Below are 16,400 nucleotides of genomic sequence, written 5' to 3' on the forward strand. Positions count from 1 at the left end.
GCCATACTTAAAACCTCACGTGTTTACGATAATCAATATTCCGGTTGTCGTAAATTTCTGCTTTCTTCTGTGCCTCTGCGCGCCTGTGTCTTTCTACGCTCGTACGCTTATAGTCTTCTGCGTGCTGCTTATTGACTTTTGTCGCGTCACGAATATGAATGAGGCGCTTTTTAGTTTTCTCGTCCATGTTTTACCTCATCAAAAAAGCCCAACCTACAATGTAAGTCGGACTGTTGTGCATTATGTAGTAAAAAACTACCGTTAGATTTAACTAACTAGCGCTACCAAATATTTTTTTATTTTTGTAAACTCTGCCAACGTATAAATGCTTCTTCATTTTGAACCAATTTGAAATACTCGGTGTCTCTATTTAGCATAGCAACCGTGAGTTCCTCGTTCTGCTTATTGTTCATACCTTTAATAACACCGTTTAATAAATCTGTTAGTGGTTCTCCAATTCCACGTTTAAAATTAAATCCAAGTGTTTGCAAAACGTTTAAGGTATTTCTTGAAAGCAATGGCTTTATTTTGTCAATATCAGTTAACATTTTTTCGTTATTATTCGGCACAATTTTCTCTATTGTAGGTACAACCGTTTCCGCAACAAAGTTCAAGTCTTCATCTGAAAGCTTTTGTGAAACCAATTCATCTTTCAATGACTCTGATATCATTTGCAAATCTTGCTTATCACTCAACAAATCTTGAATAATATCCGTCAGTTCAGCAATTGTTTCTTTGTCATTTCTTTGAGCCTTTGATGTTGCTATTTTGTCATGGACAATTGTTGCAGTGTTTCTAATGGCGATAGCTGCCAATTGACCGACAACTTTACTAGTTTCTGGATCCATATTTTTATTACCTACCTTGATTTTATTATTTACATTATAACAAGGCAGCTCTAACGGAACTATATCAAATGATGATTTTTTTACTGTTTCCATGATTTTTCTCCAAACAAAAGGTCCAACATGCGCATCTGTTTTAGATTCGCAAATCGGACCTCACGTTAATTAGGTTTATTAAGAATTTGTCTCTTTGGTTGAGCCACTTTCTTTATTCATCAGAGCTGGATATTCATAATTCATTTTAAGCAGCATTTCACAAAATTTAATCATTTTCTCAGCGTCTGCTTTAGTATTAACCACAATTTGGTGAGTTGCCACGTTACCAAACTTTCTAATTGAATCTATCCATTCCCCGCTGTTTTGTGAAACATAATGATTATCTTTCAAATAATTTACATAATAAACAAAGTTTTTATTTTCATCAGCTCCTAAATCAACACCCACATGCATGAGCAACTTTCTACAAAGTAAAATTACACCTGTATAGGATTGAACAGAAAACGATTTCCTAGCCTCTTCATAAACACTATTAACGTTATTGGGTATATCATGAACTGAATTTCCATAATTAACTCCCGGAACCTGTATATCGTTATAAATAAAACTTGGCATTTTGCAATTAGTGCATATAAAAACACCTTGTGGAAATACATTTTGATTTTGGCCATAGTTCAACTCGCCCAAATACATTCCCTCATCACTAGTAATTTTAGATCCACAATACCCGCATGTATATGTTGCTTCCATAATTTCTTTCGAGCTCCATCTATATTCCGTCTCATCATATAAATTTCTCATAATTCATCTCCTAATTTGTTTTTCTTAATTATAAGATAAATCTATGTTTATATGTTGAGCTATACCAATAAAAAAACACCCGTTAAGGTGTTAGTGTTTGTTACCTAAAACTCACGCATATGTTTTTGGTAATTAATATTCTTATTCTCAAACAGCTCAGTACGCGCCTTTTGACGCTCCAATGTTCCCCGTTTTTTTGGCATCTTTTTGTGTCGTGTATTTACTTCTGCCGATCGAGTGGACCGCCTAATAAGTCTCAAATCGTCTTCATTCATGATGTTCTCCAAATAAAAAAATCAAATGTGACTAAAATCTATTTTATCACAATTTCTTTGGTTATGTACGACCGGCAGGCAAGCTGGTCATTAAGTTGTGTTTGCGTTTCCGCAACGACAGGACAGGGAGTCGCACCCTGTAACCGATATTTCTAACCCAAAACGACTCAAATTCTGGGGCGCTCTTGCGCAACCTGCCAAAGACGTGGTGAGGATTTGCACCCCACAGTTTTAAGACTTTCGATTGTTCTAGTTGTCTTGCTTTACCTATTCCGCCACACGTCTCGTTTTTATGCACCGGTGCAGTGCAATGTGAATGATCAGGACTCGAACCTGACGCGTGGCCATACATTCACCCCAGAGTTTACCTAACTAGTATGGAGTCGCTTTCAAATGAAGTCGCAACTCAGATAAAATCTGTATCGTATTATACCACCTCGTCAGGCGAATGGTCACACACAGAATTGAACTGCAATCTCTGGGACTTCACTCCAGCGCTCTACCATTTGAGCTATATGACCAAATTTGGGTGCTGGCTCACTCTGTACCGGTGTCTTACTAACCAGCTCCCAAATATGCTTTTAGGGATGAGCAATAACCCGCTTTGTTTAATCTTGCATGCTACTAATATACCGTATATTTATTCACTGTGTTTATACTCGTTATCTACTGATACTATCAAATCTAGTTCATCAGCAGTCCACAACGCTAGTTTTAGATATGCAGTATTAAGTAGTTTACTCAAGTTAGCGTTTGAATACCCTGTCAAATCTGCCAGTTCATCAAAGCTCATCCGCATGAAGTGCCTGTTGTACAGTAGATTACCAAACCTGCCGTCCATATTCCTGACTGCTCTCAAGATGACCTGCACTTTCCATTTAGCAGTTTGCGACTCGCTCATCTTTTCCATGAAGTTAATTGTTGCGTCTTCTGTGTGATTACCAAACGATGTCACTCTCGGCATATCTGAAATCGTGGGCGAATGATACATCAAGTCATTAGGTGTGAGATGAGCCAAGTCAATTAAGTCTTTAAACTCACTTGAACGATTGATGGCAGTCGGATCACCGAAGAACAGCGCAACTTTTTTAATTGTTCGTTTACGGTCATACTGCAAATTCTTTCTCCTCTACACCTCCACTGGTGTTGCTCGACCCATCTTAAACACTTGCGTCTTCAACTTAGGCATGCGGAACATCTGCGTGTTCGCGTTAGCTACGGCATCTTCTAAGTTCCAGTAACTTGAACCCGACGTCTCCCATGGGTCGTTGTCTGAATAACGATAGCCAACTATGAATACCTGCTTGTCTACTACTTTCATTTCACACCATCCGTAAACCTATCTAGTGTAAAATCGAGTGCCATTGCAATCTTGGCAAGCGAACTAAAGTACGGGTCGCGTCGTTGTCCGCTAACAATCACCCTGACGTTTGTTGGATCACTTAGACCTGCTCGTCTGGCTACTTCGCTATAAGTGTATTCATTGTCTATCATGGCCTGTGCGATAACTCGCCCATAATGGGTGTTGTATACAGAATTTGCGTAATAATACAATAATTCTTTCTTTGATGAGGTTCTGAAAGCACGTTTTGTTACCATATCAATCACCAACCCTTCCGTAGTCACCGACCACGATCGCTTTCTTATCTGGCGCCGTGAGGGATAGTGTACCGTTCAGCTTTTCAGCCTGTGCATTTGCTCCCTCAAACGTATCGAACGTTTCAATTGTGTGTCCGTCAATTCTCACGTCATATTTCATGTGTTGCCTCCATTTCATAAATTTCAAGTCGCGGATTCAACTTATCAAGATAGAAATCATGATCAAATCCGCCAACGTTTTTAACATTGTCATTTTCTAAAAATGCTTTTCCGCGTAGCTTTGCTGTCTGCATGCCGTCAAAGATAAACTTTTGTGTAAATGCCCAGTTGTCGGGATCAATGCGCCGGTCTTCTAAGTACCAATCAAACTTCAGCTTAGCTGGCCATGTGAATAACACGTCATCTACCATGGCTTGCAGAAACACACCGCGTGCATAAGCTGTACCAATACGTTTTAGTTTTGCAGCAATGTATTTGCTCTTGCGTTCTGCTTCAATATATTTATTCAAAGTTAGTGGCTTCAAATGCGTGAGATCAAGCGTGACTTTTTTATATCCGATTATTTGTTGACCCAAATCGTCGTCCTCTGCTTTCTAGTTGCTGGATAATCTCGTCCGTGACGTGAACACCATTCACGTGGTACTTACTCTTGAATGCCGTTAACCCGATCTTGTGCAATTCCGTATGGTGTATATGGCTTAGACTGAATACCGTGTTATCGACATTGCTAATTTTGTTGCGGTCACGACCCATACCGACTGCATGCTCACCGTGAGCCATCTCAACTGGTCGTGAACCGTCAATGACATCAAAGCCTTCCATCAATGCCCGATACTCCCAATGCGCTATCTCTTCTGGTTCTAGTGCATCCAGTGGCATAAAACTTAGTGGCACGTTATGATCAGCTACAAAGTCCAACATGAACGTGATCAATCCGGCCGCTACTGATTTCTCTACATCACGTAACGAAAACTCATCTAATTCTTGCCAATATTCATACGATAGCTTGAACCATTGTTTGACAAATTCCGGTGCATCGCCTGACCACTTTGAAATGTCATTGAACATTGCGTAAATGAACCGTCGTTGCTTAGCAGTGATTTCACGGTCATCTCTCACTTGTATTTCAATCAATGTCTGATTAAACAGATTGAATGTCGACTGAAATTTATTCGCGTCTTCTTCATCACGAAACCTGAATGTGATGTCTCGTCCATCTTTCTTGATCGGGTATGCCTGAAATTCTTTCATGGCACTACCTTCTTAGAACGGTAGTTGTGAGTCATCAAATTCCATTTTGCCGTTGTCGCTATTTGCAAATGGATCAGCATTATTCATTTGGGTCGGTTGTTTAGTTGCCCCACCTTTCGGTTCCAATAGGTCAAAACTTGTGGCGTTTAATTCATTAACGTAGACACGTTGTCCGCTGTTGTTTTCATAATTTCGTGTCTGCCATTCGCCACCCATACCGACAAGTGATCCCTTATGTGTAAAATTCGCAAAGTTTTCTGCAGGTTTCCCCCACATAACGAAGTTGATGAAGTCTGCATCTGGTTGACCTTCCGACTTAAACCGCCGATTAACCGCAATAGATCCGCTGGCCACTGCTTTACCCGATTGTGTGTAACGCACTTCAACATCTTTTGCTAGTCGTCCTGTTAAATTAACTTGGTTCATTTGCTTTTTCCTCTGCTTTCTTATGCCACTCAGTGACTTTTGCTAGTAATGGTTTGTAGTTTTCTTCTGTCACAAACTTTAGTGCCGAAACGTTCGCTGCCTTTAGCGTAAATGTCATCATGTCTTGTCCGCTAAGTTGCGATGTATCTGCGATTAGTTTTTCAAGTAGTGTTACTTTTTCCTGTGAGATTGTCTTAGGTGTGGCTGGCTTGCGATTTGAGCCACTTGCACCGTTGCCATCGTCATCGACATCACTTGCTATCCCAAATGCCATAGACAAGCTATAACGCCTTGCATACGTCAAGGCTGATCCTTCTGCCTGCGCTGAGTTTGTCCCACGATTGCCAAGGTCGTCAGCGACTTTTGAACCTTTTAAGTCCAGCGTTGTATCATAACCAATAATCCGAGTGATCATGTGGTCGTCTTCCACAACGTTTGTGAAAAAGAACTTTGCACCAGATGCTTTACGCGCTTTAACGATTGCATTGATAACTGCATCCAATGTCACGTAGCTGGATTTGAACATTGGATTACTAGCATCTTTTTTTGGTTGCTCAATATTGTTCTGTGTTTCAGCGAGTGCTTCATACAGATTACTAAATTCAGTCATTTCTCACCCCTGAACGCAATCCCGTTCGCCTTCATGTAGTCTGCCAAGCCGTTAAGTTGTCTACTGGTTGCACCCATAATATAGAGTGTGCGGTCGTATGTCTTTTCAGCAACTGGTTGCGGTGCCTGAATGACCTCACCGTTTTCATCAACTAGCTTGTCGCCGACTTGTTGTGCGTTTTCTTTACGTGTCTGTTCTGACTTTGCCAATGCTTCAATGTGGGCTTGTTCGGCATTGATGCGTGCCTCTTCTCGTGCTTTCTCGATTTCGTCATCACGATGCATCTGCGCTTTGATGTCTGCGAAGTCTCGCATACCCAACATTGAGATATAAGGCGTTGCATCTACACCGATACTAGTTGCTTCAATCTCGATTTGATTAGTCTGCAACGCTAACAATTCATCATCTTTTTTCAGCTGAACAATTTGAGCATCAACTTCTTTGATCATGTCATTTCGGCTATATGTCTTATTCAGCCACTTTTCATTGAATTGAATGCGTGCCCAATCAACACCTTGATCGTTAGCAAGTGCCGTTACATCATTCATCACAACTGCCTTGCGACGTTCCTTACGTTCATTCTCAACTGGCAGCATCTGATCCTTCATCAAGTCAGATGCTGCTTTACCAGCCTTTTCAATCAACATCATCTTTGGCTTAATCTCAGCCCAATTACCCAATAATTCCTTTTCAATCTTTTTGCGTTGGTCAGCAATATCCTTGATCGTTGCATTCAACACTGATCGCTGTTGCTTTGCCGTATCGTAACTTTCTTCTGACACTGGAAATTCACGATACTTGGCTAACATCTTGTCCGTGTTTGCAACTAAATCATCAAGATTTGGTGCTTCAATAACCGCTGGTGTTAACTTTGTTACTTGTAGGTTGCTAACAACTACATCATTTGTCATTTGCTATTCTCCGTTTTCCTTGTTAGAATTACGGTATAAATTACCCTGATAAGTATTTATACCTACGTCTGACGGTTGCACCCGTTAGGCGTTTTTTTCTGTTCTCATATCAATCAACGTCTGAATTGATACTGGTGACGCTTCCCATACTGACTTGATTGTAAAATCTGATGTTTGCTCTACATACTTCATCATCTCTATAAGCCCACCATTTGCCTTTAGACGTGCGCCTAACTCTTGGACATCTATTTGTACATAACTACGTCCCTCGTCCGTTGTGCGAACTCCCAGTGCCTTTAAACTGATAGCTGACTTAACATACTCTCCTATCCATTTATCCATGGCTTAGCCTTTCAGGAATTTAGGTACTACGGCTTCACGTTTCTGTCTACCATAGCCATTTGTCTGACGTGCTTCTGGTGTGAAGTCGTATTCATCTTCCCAGCCACATTGGTGGAACCAAGTCGAACCCTGCTTAATGAATTGCTGTGGTGTTTGTTTAGCTTTGATCTGTTTCAAATACTCTTCAAGTTTTGATTTAATCAATTCAGGATCGATACCAGATTTAACTGCCTTATCAAAATCTTTCTTGGCATTTGCTTTACCAGATTTCTTTGGATAGAGTTTCCAAATGGTTTCAAACATTTGATCACGTTCTGATTTTTGAATACTCTTGCTGTCGGGTTCGTCAGAATCGGACAATATATCTTTACTATCCTTACCTAACCTATCCTTACCTAACCTATCCTGTGCGGACATTTGGTTGTCAATTGGTTGCATGTTGGTTGTCATTTGGTTGTCAATGAAGTAACCTCCATCTATATCAACGTTTAGAAGACTTTTTTCAGAACGATAAATTGTTGGTTTCATTCGGTCTTTGCGAATTTTATTGTTTAAATTCCAGTCTTTTACAACACTGACACCGTTATCAAACATGATGATAAAACCTTTAGCACGAAGTAGTGATAAATCATCGCTGTTTGCACCGTATGCTCGACTCAACATTCTGGCATTACCGATAAATCCCTCATCATCCGCTTCCATTCCTAAGTGGAAGTAAAGCAATTGACTAGACATCGGCATGTCTACGAACGTGTCGCTCGTTGTAATTTCCTTGCTGAACATTCTTCTCTGAGCCACTACTTAACTTCCTCCTTGTCAAAACGTTCTGGATCGTAGCCCCATTCGCGAATTTCTGTTTCAGTTAGTTTTTCTACTTCAAGAGCCCTTTCAGACTTTGCTTTTAAAACACCTGCGACGTCACCGCTTTGCGATCGGAACAAGCGCTTATGATAGTCAAAATCTTTATACGCCAATGTTTTCCTAGAGTTCCACACGTACTGCTTTTCTTTTTCAACAAACCGATCGTGCACCAATTCGCGTGTTACGATGTTCATCAATGCTACTGCTTGGTTTTCTAAGTCGAGGTCTTCAATGAAGCGGTACAACTCTAAATCATATTTTTTAAGCGCTTCGTCGATATTGTTGTAATCGCTTTTCGAACTAGAATAGACGTTGTCTGGGTATTCTTTTTCCTGCAACCCGACCAACTTATTGAACTGTTCTTCAGTAAATTTCATGCTCTCATCTCCTTTTCTAAACTCTCAACACGTCGCTTAAGCGTTCGTGTCCAGTTTGTCATGTCACGGATTGCGTCTTTTCGTAACTTTCCGTTAATCGACATACTTGTGTTTGTCTTAAACAATTTCAGTTCAATTTCTGCTTTAGCAAGGTCGCCTTTGACGTTTGCTAACATTAGGTCGTAATTAACGTTCATCTGATCTCCCTACAAGATAGTCAATTGATACATCGAAGTAATCGGCTATCGTAATTAATCGCTTTAGACTTGGCAAGACAACCCCACGTTCATACCTTGATATTTCTTGTGCGTCGAAGTCTAACTCAACGGATAGATCAAGCTGTGTCTCAGCGTTTTCAAGCCGTAGCTCTCTAAGTCTCTTCATCAGTCCACCACCGTTCTAATTGGTTGTGAACTTACTTCATCCAGCATGGTTTGTAGTTGCTTAATCTTCAATTCAATCAGGTCGATGTTGTCTTGCCATGCGGACTGTGCATCTTCATGTGAATCGAACTCACATGCTTCTTTCGTGAAGTCTAATTCACTCACCAGATCCAGATGCCAAGTCACATTTTGGTATGCTGCATCCGGCTTATAAAATTCTACTGCGTCGCTTACGCTCATGACGTTCCTCGTCTTTCCGCATTTGATAGCCAACACTGAAGCTAAGAAATGCCACTGCGATGGTAAAGAATACCAGTCCAAAAACATGAGTTACCCAAAGTCCCATGTGTTACCTCCCTGACTTCTTATCAAGCCAATACTGAATTGCTGTGCCGTCCCATTTCTTTCGGTTGCCACTCACAAAGAATGGCTTTGGAAAGTTTTTCTCACGTTTGAGAAATTTATAGAACGTTGCTAGGTGCATGTCGAGATGATTCTTATCAATGATTTCTTTTTGCAGGTAGCTCCTGCTTTCAAACATTGGCATAAGCGCCTCCTTTTCTAATGCTTTATTATTTGTGCGGTGATATCCTTTAGTTACTGGCTCATTTGCCTAGTCTAGGAAAGGAGGTATTTTTATGGAAAACATTTCCACGATTTATTCACCAAATGTTAATTTTGATTTTGAAAATATCAACGAAGCCCTGAAATCAATTGGTAGATTTCAAATTAGTATCGCAGATTCAATTGCTCAATTTCGTCGAACCTTTGAAACCATACAGCCTTCAATAGCAAATGTTTCAAAACAAATTGGTGAAATAGTGGCTAGCGTAAGGCCATCATTTGTTACGGTTGTCAGTATTATTAATGAAATTAAGATACCGACGATAATTTTTCCGTCTGATTTGTTGGGTTGGCAAAGTATGAGCGATAATGTAGTTCAAAATTCTAATCAAACAATTCAGTCTCCTCTGTTTGTATTTGATAGCAACTTTTATGAGGAACGCTTCGATGATTTCAAGAGAAAATCCGACAAGCATTCCAACGCCGATCAATTCAAAATATTTACTCATTATCTGTTGCTACTCCTAACATTTTTAAAGCAAAAAATAGTTGATGAGTTTATGTCTTACCTTTTGTGGGCTCCTATCGTAGGCTTTTTATGGCAAGGATCTACTCACTTGTTTTACTGGCTAATGAAACTGTTGAATTAAAATCAATAGACCGCTTCGGCGGTTTTTTTATTTTCATAACCTCTCCTATGCTGCTTGCAAAAACTTGTTAATGAAGTACTGTTGACCTTTTCCAGTTACCTTTGGCGTTTTAGTAGTCACATTCACGCCATTGGAATTGATGTGGTTATGTTCCTTGATTTCAAACAACTCAAGTTCCATGCTGCGCTGTGTTGGCATGTTATAGTCTGTTCCCTTACGGCGAATTAGATACCCACTCTCACGTAGCCAAGTAAACAATCGATTAGCGCCGATTTCAACGCCGTTTTGCTTTAGCAACTTAGCTAACTCGCCTACCAAAATGCTTGTTTGGCTTGCGCTTACGGCATCTGCGAATAGCGCCTTTGGTTTCATTTCTGAAATCTGAACGTCTTTCGCTTTCAATTGTTCGCCCGCTTGGATAAGTAAGTCCGCCAAGGTGTCGTTTGGGCGATTGATAAGTGCCTCCGCTTTTTCGTTGGTCATATAAGTGCCGTGCTTACGAATGGCTGGCAAGACTTCAGACGTGACCCACTTTTTAAATTGTTTAGCGCTTTCTAGCTTGCTACCAAAGATTAGCGAGTAGACACCTGATTCATTAACACCAACAACTCCTCGATTAGGTAGATTTTCTAAGTGGGCGTTTTGCCCAGTTAGAGTTAAACGGTCATCAGAGTCAACGTGTTGCTTAATTGCTTTCGGTGTATCTTGATACCCTAAGGCTTGCGCTACGTCTTTACCTACGAACCACGCTTCATTATCAATAATTACTGTGCGAACCTCGTTCGCTTCAAAGTTAAATACTGTTACTTCGTTCATGTTACTGTTCCTTTCTTGTTCTACGTGATAAAATGGAACTGTTATTGTTCCACAGCTCGGCTACTTCACTAGTCGGGCTTTTTCTATGCGGTTTGTTTCGGTTTTTCCGAAACGGTAGACAAAAAAATTTCATCCACTGATACACCGAGTGCGTTTGCGACTTTCTCAACATTTTTGTATCGTGCATTGCGTAAATTATCAATATCCGATTCGTAAGTGTTGATTGTTCGTTCAGACAATCCGGATGCAAGAGCTAAATCCTTTTGGGTTAAACGCTTTTGAATCCGAATGTCGAAAAGTGCCTGTTTATTTGCTAACATCGAATCACCTCCTTTCGATAATCTTATTATACAATTCGGTTTTTCCGAAGTCAACAACAAATTTCAGTTTTTCCGAAATTATCTTCAAGAAATGTGTTTCATTTTTTCCGAAACGTTGTATAATAATAGGTATAGAAAAACGGAGACAAAATTATGTTTGCAAATAACCTACGATACCTACGCGAGAAAAACGGAATGGACCAAATCGACTTGGCTATCAAGCTAGGACGCAAGAGTTCATCATCTGTTAGCGAATGGGAAAAAGGAAAATATACCCCAAAGATCGGCGTGCTTAACGATATTGCTGAAATATTCGGTGTTTCAATAACAGACTTGATGAATAAGGATTTAAGTGCTGACGACGGTAATCGTGACAAGGTTATCAGTATGTACGATTCACTAGATGCCAACCGTCAACAAGCTGTTTACAATTTTACAAAGCAACAATACAATGAACAAAATAACGTCATCGAGTTTCCTACACCAACACGTACACAAGTTAGCGTATACGGTGCTGTATCTGCTGGTACTGGTGAATATCTGCTTGATGGCACACCTGAATTAGTTGACTATGACGGCGCTGTTCCTGAACACGACTTCGCTGTTGTTGTTAACGGTGACTCAATGGAACCAACATTTGAAGATAAGCAAATCATATTCGTTAAAAAGACTAATGAAGCTCGTAATGGCCAGTTCGTTATTGCTGATTATGATCATCAGGCATTCGTCAAGAAGTTCATGCGAGATGAACACGGCGCACGCCTCGTATCATTAAACAAAAAGTACCCAGACATGCTAATCGATGAAGACCACGAACTGTCAATCTTCGGCGTTGTCGTATTCTAAACCGCAGATGCGGTGTACATATATGTGCCGAGCGTTCACATTAAAAAGCTTTAGGAGATATCGAGATATGAGTAAGAAAATCGTTGGAGATGATGGGAAAACGTACGTGCAAAAGAAACCTTTTTATAAACGCGTTTGGTTCTGGTTGTTAGTGGTTATTGTTGTGATCGTTTTGGGAGGCGGTCAAGGTGGTGGTTCTGATAAAAAAGACACCTCAGCAACATCATCAACCAAAGCGACTTCGGAATCCGCCTCATCAACTTCATCAACACAAAAACTATCGGAAGAAGACCAAGATAAACAAATACTTGCTGATTACACCACGAAAATACAGGTTCAAACGCCGAAGTCGATTGCTTCATACAATGAAAAAGCTAAGTCGAATCAAGATGGCATGGAGGGTCTGGCAAAACTAAGCAATGCTGAAGTTTCTGTACTTGCCAAAATTTCTAACGAAGGTATAGAAAAAATGGCTAAAGTAATGATGACTACTGGTAACGGTAAACAAGATACCTATAACAGTTACGCAGCAAAGCTTCAAGATGTTTACATGGCTGAATCACAGAAAATTATGGATAACTATACCAGTTCTGCAACAGGTCAATAACTAATGCCCTTATGGGCGTACATACACGTGCACTATCCACGCTAAAATGGTTTGGAGATTTAATAATGGGAATGTTGAACGGATTGATTGGCAATGCTTCCGGTGTGTCAATTGAAAGTGTTAAAGAAGAAATATCACCGCTACTAATTGATGATGAAGTAATTGAACATGCCTTTAAATTAGTACGTGACTTAGTTGTCTTTACTAATAAAAGATTGATTTTATCTGATAAACAAGGGTTAACTGCTAAAAAGGTTGAATACAAATCTATTGCCTATCGTTCTATTTCAAAATTTTCTACTGAAACAAGTGGTCACTTTGATCTTGACGGAGAAGTAAAAATATGGATATCTGGTCAAGTTGAACCTTCTGAAAGAATAAATTTTAAAAAGGGTCAAGCCTTGACAGAAGTGCAACAAATTTTAGCAAGTAAAACATTGTAAATAAAAAAAGCACACCCCATCGGACTAAGAACAGGGTGTGCTATATAACATAAACGCACGGGGCGTTCTATTAGATTATAACAGATATAAGCCCCCTTTTAAAGGAGGTTTTTTATATGGCGTCAATATATAAACGTGGTAAGACTTGGACGGCGAACGTATCAATCATGAATGGTAAAACTCGTATCCGTAAAACGATGTCTGGTTTCACAACTAAACGAGACGCTACCATTTGGGCAAATGATATTGAGTTTAAAAAACAAAATAAAGACCTAGTTGTCAAAGACCATCTATTTACTGAGGCATTTGAAGACTGGTACCACGTATTTAAAGAACCGCAATTGGAAACTGCTACAAAGCAGTGGTACAAAAGAACGCTATCATTATTAAAAGAAAAATGGGACGGAAAAAAGCTATCTGAATTAACTTCCAAAGATTTTCAAAAATTAATTAATGATTATGGTTCTGATCACGTGCTGTCTTCTGTATCTCACATAAAAAATATCACAAGCGCGTTTATTAGATATGCTGTTGATGAAGATTTTATAAAGAAAGATTTTACTAGAAACGTCAAAACATATTCAGTAGTCAAAAGCAAAGATAAGCAATTAAAGTTTCTTGAAGCTGAAGAAATGGAAAACTTGATACTTTCAATAAAGGATAATGAAGCTGCGACGAGTAGAATGATATTAACAGCAATATATTCTGGAATGCGTTTTTCAGAGGTAGCCGGCTTGACGCTAGAAGATTTTGATTTTGAAAACAATGTGATAAACGTCAATAAATCGTGGCAGATACACGATAAAAAATTTAAAAATACAAAAACGCAAACTTCAAACCGCATCATCGTAATGCCAAAGGTATTTATGGATATTGCAAAAAAATGGACGTTTGGGAATGAGTTTGCATTTGAGAGTGATAACGGTACTCCACCTACTGATAACGCTGCTAACAAACAGTTAAGACGCTATCTTGAAAAAATAAATAGCAAAATTATCACGTTCCACGGTCTTCGTCACACCCATGCTAGTTACCTTTTGGCTAATGACCTAGCAATTCAATTTGTTAGTGAAAGGCTAGGTCATGCTGATGTTAACATTACATTAAGCACCTATGCCCACCTACTGAACAAAAAACGTACCGAAGAAACAAACAAGATGCTTGATTTGTTAAATAAGGTTTAAAGGGCTACATTTTGGCTACAATAGACATTAAACCGTTGATATACCAGTGATTAACACTCCCCCCCAGCGCATTTTCACCGCTTTACCACAATTGTTGGTAGAGCGGTTTTTTGTTGCATAAACCCTTGATACGTAAGGTTTTTTGGTTGTTGTGAGTTCGCGTCGGTTTTTGTTATTTTTGCTACAATTTGCTACAAATTCTGATGTAAAAAACCAGCACATTTTATGCTGGTTTTTTCTATATAAAGATGCGATTTTAGAAGCTACCTAAAACGACGGTTAACGTGACTCACTTTTTAATGAATTGATTACAAAAAAGCCATGATTTACATCAAAAGTAAATCATGGCTCGTCTCCCCTAACGTCCCAGCACTTACAATAATAATCTGGAGTATTTTTATAAAAATATATTATGTTAGCTTATAATTAAGAATGCAAAGAAGGACGATGGTTATGGTTGTTATGACCATCATTAAATATTATGTATGTGCTGGGATAACGTTACTAAAATAATTTAGCATATCAATAACCGAATTGTCAAACCTTTATCAAGAATAATCAGTGGTCAATTCAATCGAACTGTTAATGTTTTAAATGAAAATAAAAAAAGCTCACCTTAGTGAGCTTTTTGCCTTATTAAGCTTTAACGATGTTTGCTGCTTGCAAACCGCGATCGCCACTTTCAACATCGAAAGTCACTGATTGACCTTCATCAAGTGTTTTGAAGCCATCGCTTTGAATAGCTGAGAAATGGGCGAAGACATCATCACCGTTTTCACGTGTGATAAATCCAAAACCCTTGTCGCCATTAAACCATTTTACTGTGCCTGTTTCCATTATATGTTTCTCCTTTGGTGTACTCACCAATCTTTTTTGTAATTTAAATAATTGGTACTGAGTGTCCTTCAAGAAAAGAGAAATCAAAATCAAAAACTTTATTACTCATTTACTATAACACGTATCACAATGGAATAGCAAGCAAATAAACAAATCAATATATTTTTGTCACTTCATCTTGATTATTTTAGCGCGGTTTTTGTTGTGTAAACGTTGTTATATTAATGTTTTAAGTTGGCAATTTTTTTAGCGCTTATCCCTAAAAAATGCCAACAAAAAAGCCATGATTGTCGTTTGATGGCAATCATAGCTCGCGTCTCCCAGCATCCCAGCATCCCAGCACCTATAATAATCAGGAGTATTATTTATAAAAAAATATATTATGTCAGTCTACGCTTAAATATGCAAAGAAGTACGCTGGTTGTTGTGAACAATGCAAATATTATAACGTGCTGGGATGACGTAACTGATACGTTACTAGAATAATTTATCATATGCGTTATTGAATTGTCAAACCTTTATCAAAATAAAAAAAGACGTACTTATTCGCGTCTTTTATCCCCGTTGTTAACCCCATATGTATCGAGAAACCATCGTGATTTCTCGATGCTGTGCGTGCAATCCCGCTATTAGTTCTGGTGCTTGTTCAAAACGTTTTGCGCATACTGATCAAGTTGCTGCACATCTTGGATTGCGTTATCAAGTTGACCCTGTAACTGATTCCCCTTGGTATTTGCATCACGCAAATCGTTTTGTGCAGTTTGTAGTTGTGCCTGAGTTTGGTTCGCCTTCTGGTTAGCATCATTCAGCTGAGACTGAATACCATCTAATTCTTTTTGTTTATCCGCCACTCTCTGGTTGCCTTCCGCAATTTTTTGATTAATTTCGTCAATCTTTTGTTGAATTTCTCTTTGTTTATCATCATTTGCTCTTTGCAAGTCGCCTTGCAACTGCACCACTTGCGTTTTGTAATTTGACACATCGTTCTGAGCAGACGTCAGTTGATTCTGGAATTCATTATTTTGGTGTGTCAAACTTGAGATTGCTTGAGATTGCACGGTTAACTTACTATCCAACTGATCAATAATGCCTTTGATCTGATTCATCGAGGCGCTTCCTGTCCACCCCGCATAATCTGCCAATATTTTCCCACCCATAAGGGTCATTGCTGTAACTGCCAGGACAATCACTAATTTGTTGATTTTCATATAACCTTCTTTTCTATTTTATGTTATTACATTCACACAGCTTTAATAATGTAGCGTCCTTTCCCTATATAGTCAATTGAATCTTATTCATTGCCAATAGGCATAAAATGACTTTCACTCACTTAATGTAAGTGTTAACAAATGGTGGTATACCAATATTTGTACGAATAAATTTCCAATTTTTATAAATCAAACACAGATGAAATATCACAATAGAAATGTTTTTATATACTATTTTTTCTTGTGA

The 16,400-nt window shown here is 39.0% G+C and carries 29 protein-coding genes and 1 tRNA gene; 5 read left to right on the forward strand and 25 right to left on the reverse strand.

Features of this window, described 5'->3' with window-relative positions; translation table 11 throughout:
* Positions 1-7: 7 nt before the first annotated feature.
* The 21 genes from FGL80_RS07735 to FGL80_RS07825 all read right to left on the reverse strand — a co-directional run bounded on the left by FGL80_RS07735 (position 8) and on the right by FGL80_RS07825 (position 9,225).
* Complete coding sequence (locus tag FGL80_RS07735) at positions 8-187, reverse strand: hypothetical protein (protein ID WP_147001929.1); 180 nt, start codon at positions 185-187, stop codon at positions 8-10.
* 109 nt (positions 188-296) lie between these two features.
* Positions 297-941 carry a hypothetical protein gene (locus FGL80_RS07740; RefSeq protein WP_147001930.1) on the reverse strand — a complete coding sequence of 215 codons (645 nt, stop codon included), beginning with the start codon at positions 939-941 and terminating at the stop codon, positions 297-299.
* Positions 942-1,019: 78 nt separating this feature from the next.
* Positions 1,020-1,643: a DUF4145 domain-containing protein gene (locus tag FGL80_RS07745; protein WP_147001931.1), complete on the reverse strand. Its 624-nt coding sequence runs from the start codon at positions 1,641-1,643 to the stop codon at positions 1,020-1,022.
* A gap of 104 nt (positions 1,644-1,747) precedes the next feature.
* The gene (locus FGL80_RS09070) at positions 1,748-1,918 is read right to left on the reverse strand and encodes a hypothetical protein (protein WP_186737150.1); all 171 of its coding nucleotides are present in this window, start codon (positions 1,916-1,918) and stop codon (positions 1,748-1,750) included.
* Between the two features lie 449 nt (positions 1,919-2,367).
* Positions 2,368-2,439, reverse strand: a tRNA-Phe gene (locus FGL80_RS07750).
* A 119-nt stretch (positions 2,440-2,558) separates the two neighbouring features.
* Positions 2,559-3,035: a hypothetical protein gene (locus FGL80_RS09125; protein WP_244297928.1), complete on the reverse strand. Its 477-nt coding sequence runs from the start codon at positions 3,033-3,035 to the stop codon at positions 2,559-2,561.
* Between the two features lie 12 nt (positions 3,036-3,047).
* On the reverse strand, positions 3,048-3,239 hold the full coding sequence (locus tag FGL80_RS07760; RefSeq protein ID WP_055307729.1) for a hypothetical protein: 192 nt from the start codon (positions 3,237-3,239) through the stop codon (positions 3,048-3,050).
* Entirely contained in the window at positions 3,236-3,517 is a 282-nt protein-coding gene (locus FGL80_RS07765) for a helix-turn-helix domain-containing protein (RefSeq protein WP_147001932.1), read from the reverse strand. The genes FGL80_RS07760 and FGL80_RS07765 overlap by 4 nt, the downstream gene beginning before the upstream one ends.
* A gap of 1 nt (position 3,518) precedes the next feature.
* Positions 3,519-3,677 carry a hypothetical protein gene (locus FGL80_RS09075; RefSeq protein ID WP_186737152.1) on the reverse strand — a complete coding sequence of 53 codons (159 nt, stop codon included), beginning with the start codon at positions 3,675-3,677 and terminating at the stop codon, positions 3,519-3,521.
* Positions 3,667-4,092: a dTDP-glucose pyrophosphorylase gene (locus FGL80_RS07770; RefSeq protein WP_244297930.1), complete on the reverse strand. Its 426-nt coding sequence runs from the start codon at positions 4,090-4,092 to the stop codon at positions 3,667-3,669. Before FGL80_RS07770 ends, FGL80_RS09075 begins: the two co-directional genes overlap by 11 nt.
* The gene (locus FGL80_RS07775; RefSeq protein ID WP_147001933.1) at positions 4,067-4,768 is read right to left on the reverse strand and encodes a putative HNHc nuclease; all 702 of its coding nucleotides are present in this window, start codon (positions 4,766-4,768) and stop codon (positions 4,067-4,069) included. The genes FGL80_RS07770 and FGL80_RS07775 overlap by 26 nt, the downstream gene beginning before the upstream one ends.
* Positions 4,769-4,780: 12 nt before the next feature.
* The gene (locus FGL80_RS07780) at positions 4,781-5,194 is read right to left on the reverse strand and encodes a single-stranded DNA-binding protein (protein WP_029509777.1); all 414 of its coding nucleotides are present in this window, start codon (positions 5,192-5,194) and stop codon (positions 4,781-4,783) included.
* Positions 5,181-5,804, reverse strand: a complete 624-nt coding sequence (locus tag FGL80_RS07785; RefSeq protein ID WP_147001934.1) for an ERF family protein — start codon at positions 5,802-5,804, stop codon at positions 5,181-5,183. The genes FGL80_RS07780 and FGL80_RS07785 overlap by 14 nt, the downstream gene beginning before the upstream one ends.
* The gene (locus tag FGL80_RS07790; RefSeq protein ID WP_147001936.1) at positions 5,801-6,715 is read right to left on the reverse strand and encodes a DUF1351 domain-containing protein; all 915 of its coding nucleotides are present in this window, start codon (positions 6,713-6,715) and stop codon (positions 5,801-5,803) included. The genes FGL80_RS07785 and FGL80_RS07790 overlap by 4 nt, the downstream gene beginning before the upstream one ends.
* An 84-nt stretch (positions 6,716-6,799) precedes the next feature.
* Positions 6,800-7,057, reverse strand: coding sequence for a hypothetical protein (locus tag FGL80_RS07795; protein WP_147001937.1), 258 nt, complete (start codon positions 7,055-7,057; stop codon positions 6,800-6,802).
* 3 nt (positions 7,058-7,060) lie between these two features.
* Positions 7,061-7,855, reverse strand: coding sequence for a DNA replication protein (locus tag FGL80_RS07800; protein ID WP_244297932.1), 795 nt, complete (start codon positions 7,853-7,855; stop codon positions 7,061-7,063).
* Positions 7,855-8,295 (reverse strand): hypothetical protein, encoded by a 441-nt coding sequence (locus tag FGL80_RS07805; RefSeq protein ID WP_147001938.1) that lies wholly within the window; start codon positions 8,293-8,295, stop codon positions 7,855-7,857. Before FGL80_RS07805 ends, FGL80_RS07800 begins: the two co-directional genes overlap by 1 nt.
* Positions 8,292-8,492: a hypothetical protein gene (locus tag FGL80_RS07810; RefSeq protein WP_147001940.1), complete on the reverse strand. Its 201-nt coding sequence runs from the start codon at positions 8,490-8,492 to the stop codon at positions 8,292-8,294. The genes FGL80_RS07805 and FGL80_RS07810 overlap by 4 nt, the downstream gene beginning before the upstream one ends.
* Positions 8,482-8,679 carry a helix-turn-helix domain-containing protein gene (locus tag FGL80_RS07815; protein ID WP_055307716.1) on the reverse strand — a complete coding sequence of 66 codons (198 nt, stop codon included), beginning with the start codon at positions 8,677-8,679 and terminating at the stop codon, positions 8,482-8,484. Before FGL80_RS07815 ends, FGL80_RS07810 begins: the two co-directional genes overlap by 11 nt.
* Positions 8,679-8,918: a hypothetical protein gene (locus FGL80_RS07820; RefSeq protein WP_055307715.1), complete on the reverse strand. Its 240-nt coding sequence runs from the start codon at positions 8,916-8,918 to the stop codon at positions 8,679-8,681. Before FGL80_RS07820 ends, FGL80_RS07815 begins: the two co-directional genes overlap by 1 nt.
* Positions 8,919-9,027: 109 nt before the next feature.
* Entirely contained in the window at positions 9,028-9,225 is a 198-nt protein-coding gene (locus tag FGL80_RS07825; protein ID WP_048701061.1) for a hypothetical protein, read from the reverse strand.
* Between the two features lie 91 nt (positions 9,226-9,316).
* Here FGL80_RS07825 and FGL80_RS07830 point away from each other — a divergent pair, with 91 nt between their 5' ends.
* The gene (locus FGL80_RS07830) at positions 9,317-9,892 is read left to right on the forward strand and encodes a hypothetical protein (RefSeq protein WP_147001942.1); all 576 of its coding nucleotides are present in this window, start codon (positions 9,317-9,319) and stop codon (positions 9,890-9,892) included.
* 45 nt (positions 9,893-9,937) lie between these two features.
* Here FGL80_RS07830 and FGL80_RS07835 read toward each other — a convergent pair whose 3' ends face one another.
* A complete protein-coding gene (locus FGL80_RS07835; RefSeq protein WP_147001944.1) occupies positions 9,938-10,708 on the reverse strand; it encodes a phage antirepressor in 771 nt (256 codons plus the stop codon).
* Positions 10,709-10,791: 83 nt separating this feature from the next.
* On the reverse strand, positions 10,792-11,028 hold the full coding sequence (locus FGL80_RS07840) for a helix-turn-helix transcriptional regulator (RefSeq protein ID WP_147001945.1): 237 nt from the start codon (positions 11,026-11,028) through the stop codon (positions 10,792-10,794).
* Positions 11,029-11,181: 153 nt separating this feature from the next.
* On the opposite strand from FGL80_RS07840, the gene FGL80_RS07845 reads away from it, so the two are divergent.
* From FGL80_RS07845 to FGL80_RS07860, 4 genes are all read left to right on the forward strand, one after another.
* Positions 11,182-11,874 carry an XRE family transcriptional regulator gene (locus FGL80_RS07845; protein ID WP_147001947.1) on the forward strand — a complete coding sequence of 231 codons (693 nt, stop codon included), beginning with the start codon at positions 11,182-11,184 and terminating at the stop codon, positions 11,872-11,874.
* A gap of 67 nt (positions 11,875-11,941) precedes the next feature.
* Positions 11,942-12,481 (forward strand): hypothetical protein, encoded by a 540-nt coding sequence (locus FGL80_RS07850; RefSeq protein ID WP_147001948.1) that lies wholly within the window; start codon positions 11,942-11,944, stop codon positions 12,479-12,481.
* A 65-nt stretch (positions 12,482-12,546) separates the two neighbouring features.
* Positions 12,547-12,924, forward strand: a complete 378-nt coding sequence (locus tag FGL80_RS07855; protein ID WP_146975134.1) for a PH domain-containing protein — start codon at positions 12,547-12,549, stop codon at positions 12,922-12,924.
* Positions 12,925-13,040: 116 nt separating this feature from the next.
* Positions 13,041-14,108, forward strand: a complete 1,068-nt coding sequence (locus FGL80_RS07860) for a tyrosine-type recombinase/integrase (RefSeq protein WP_147001950.1) — start codon at positions 13,041-13,043, stop codon at positions 14,106-14,108.
* Positions 14,109-14,744: 636 nt separating this feature from the next.
* On the opposite strand, the gene FGL80_RS07865 is transcribed toward FGL80_RS07860, so the two are convergent.
* Positions 14,745-14,945: a cold-shock protein gene (locus tag FGL80_RS07865; protein ID WP_010000672.1), complete on the reverse strand. Its 201-nt coding sequence runs from the start codon at positions 14,943-14,945 to the stop codon at positions 14,745-14,747.
* 629 nt (positions 14,946-15,574) lie between these two features.
* Entirely contained in the window at positions 15,575-16,153 is a 579-nt protein-coding gene (locus FGL80_RS07870; protein WP_055307706.1) for a hypothetical protein, read from the reverse strand.
* Positions 16,154-16,400: the final 247 nt, after the last annotated feature.

The organism is Leuconostoc lactis, assembly GCF_007954625.1.
GTDB classification, from domain to species: Bacteria; Bacillota; Bacilli; order Lactobacillales; family Lactobacillaceae; genus Leuconostoc; species Leuconostoc lactis_A.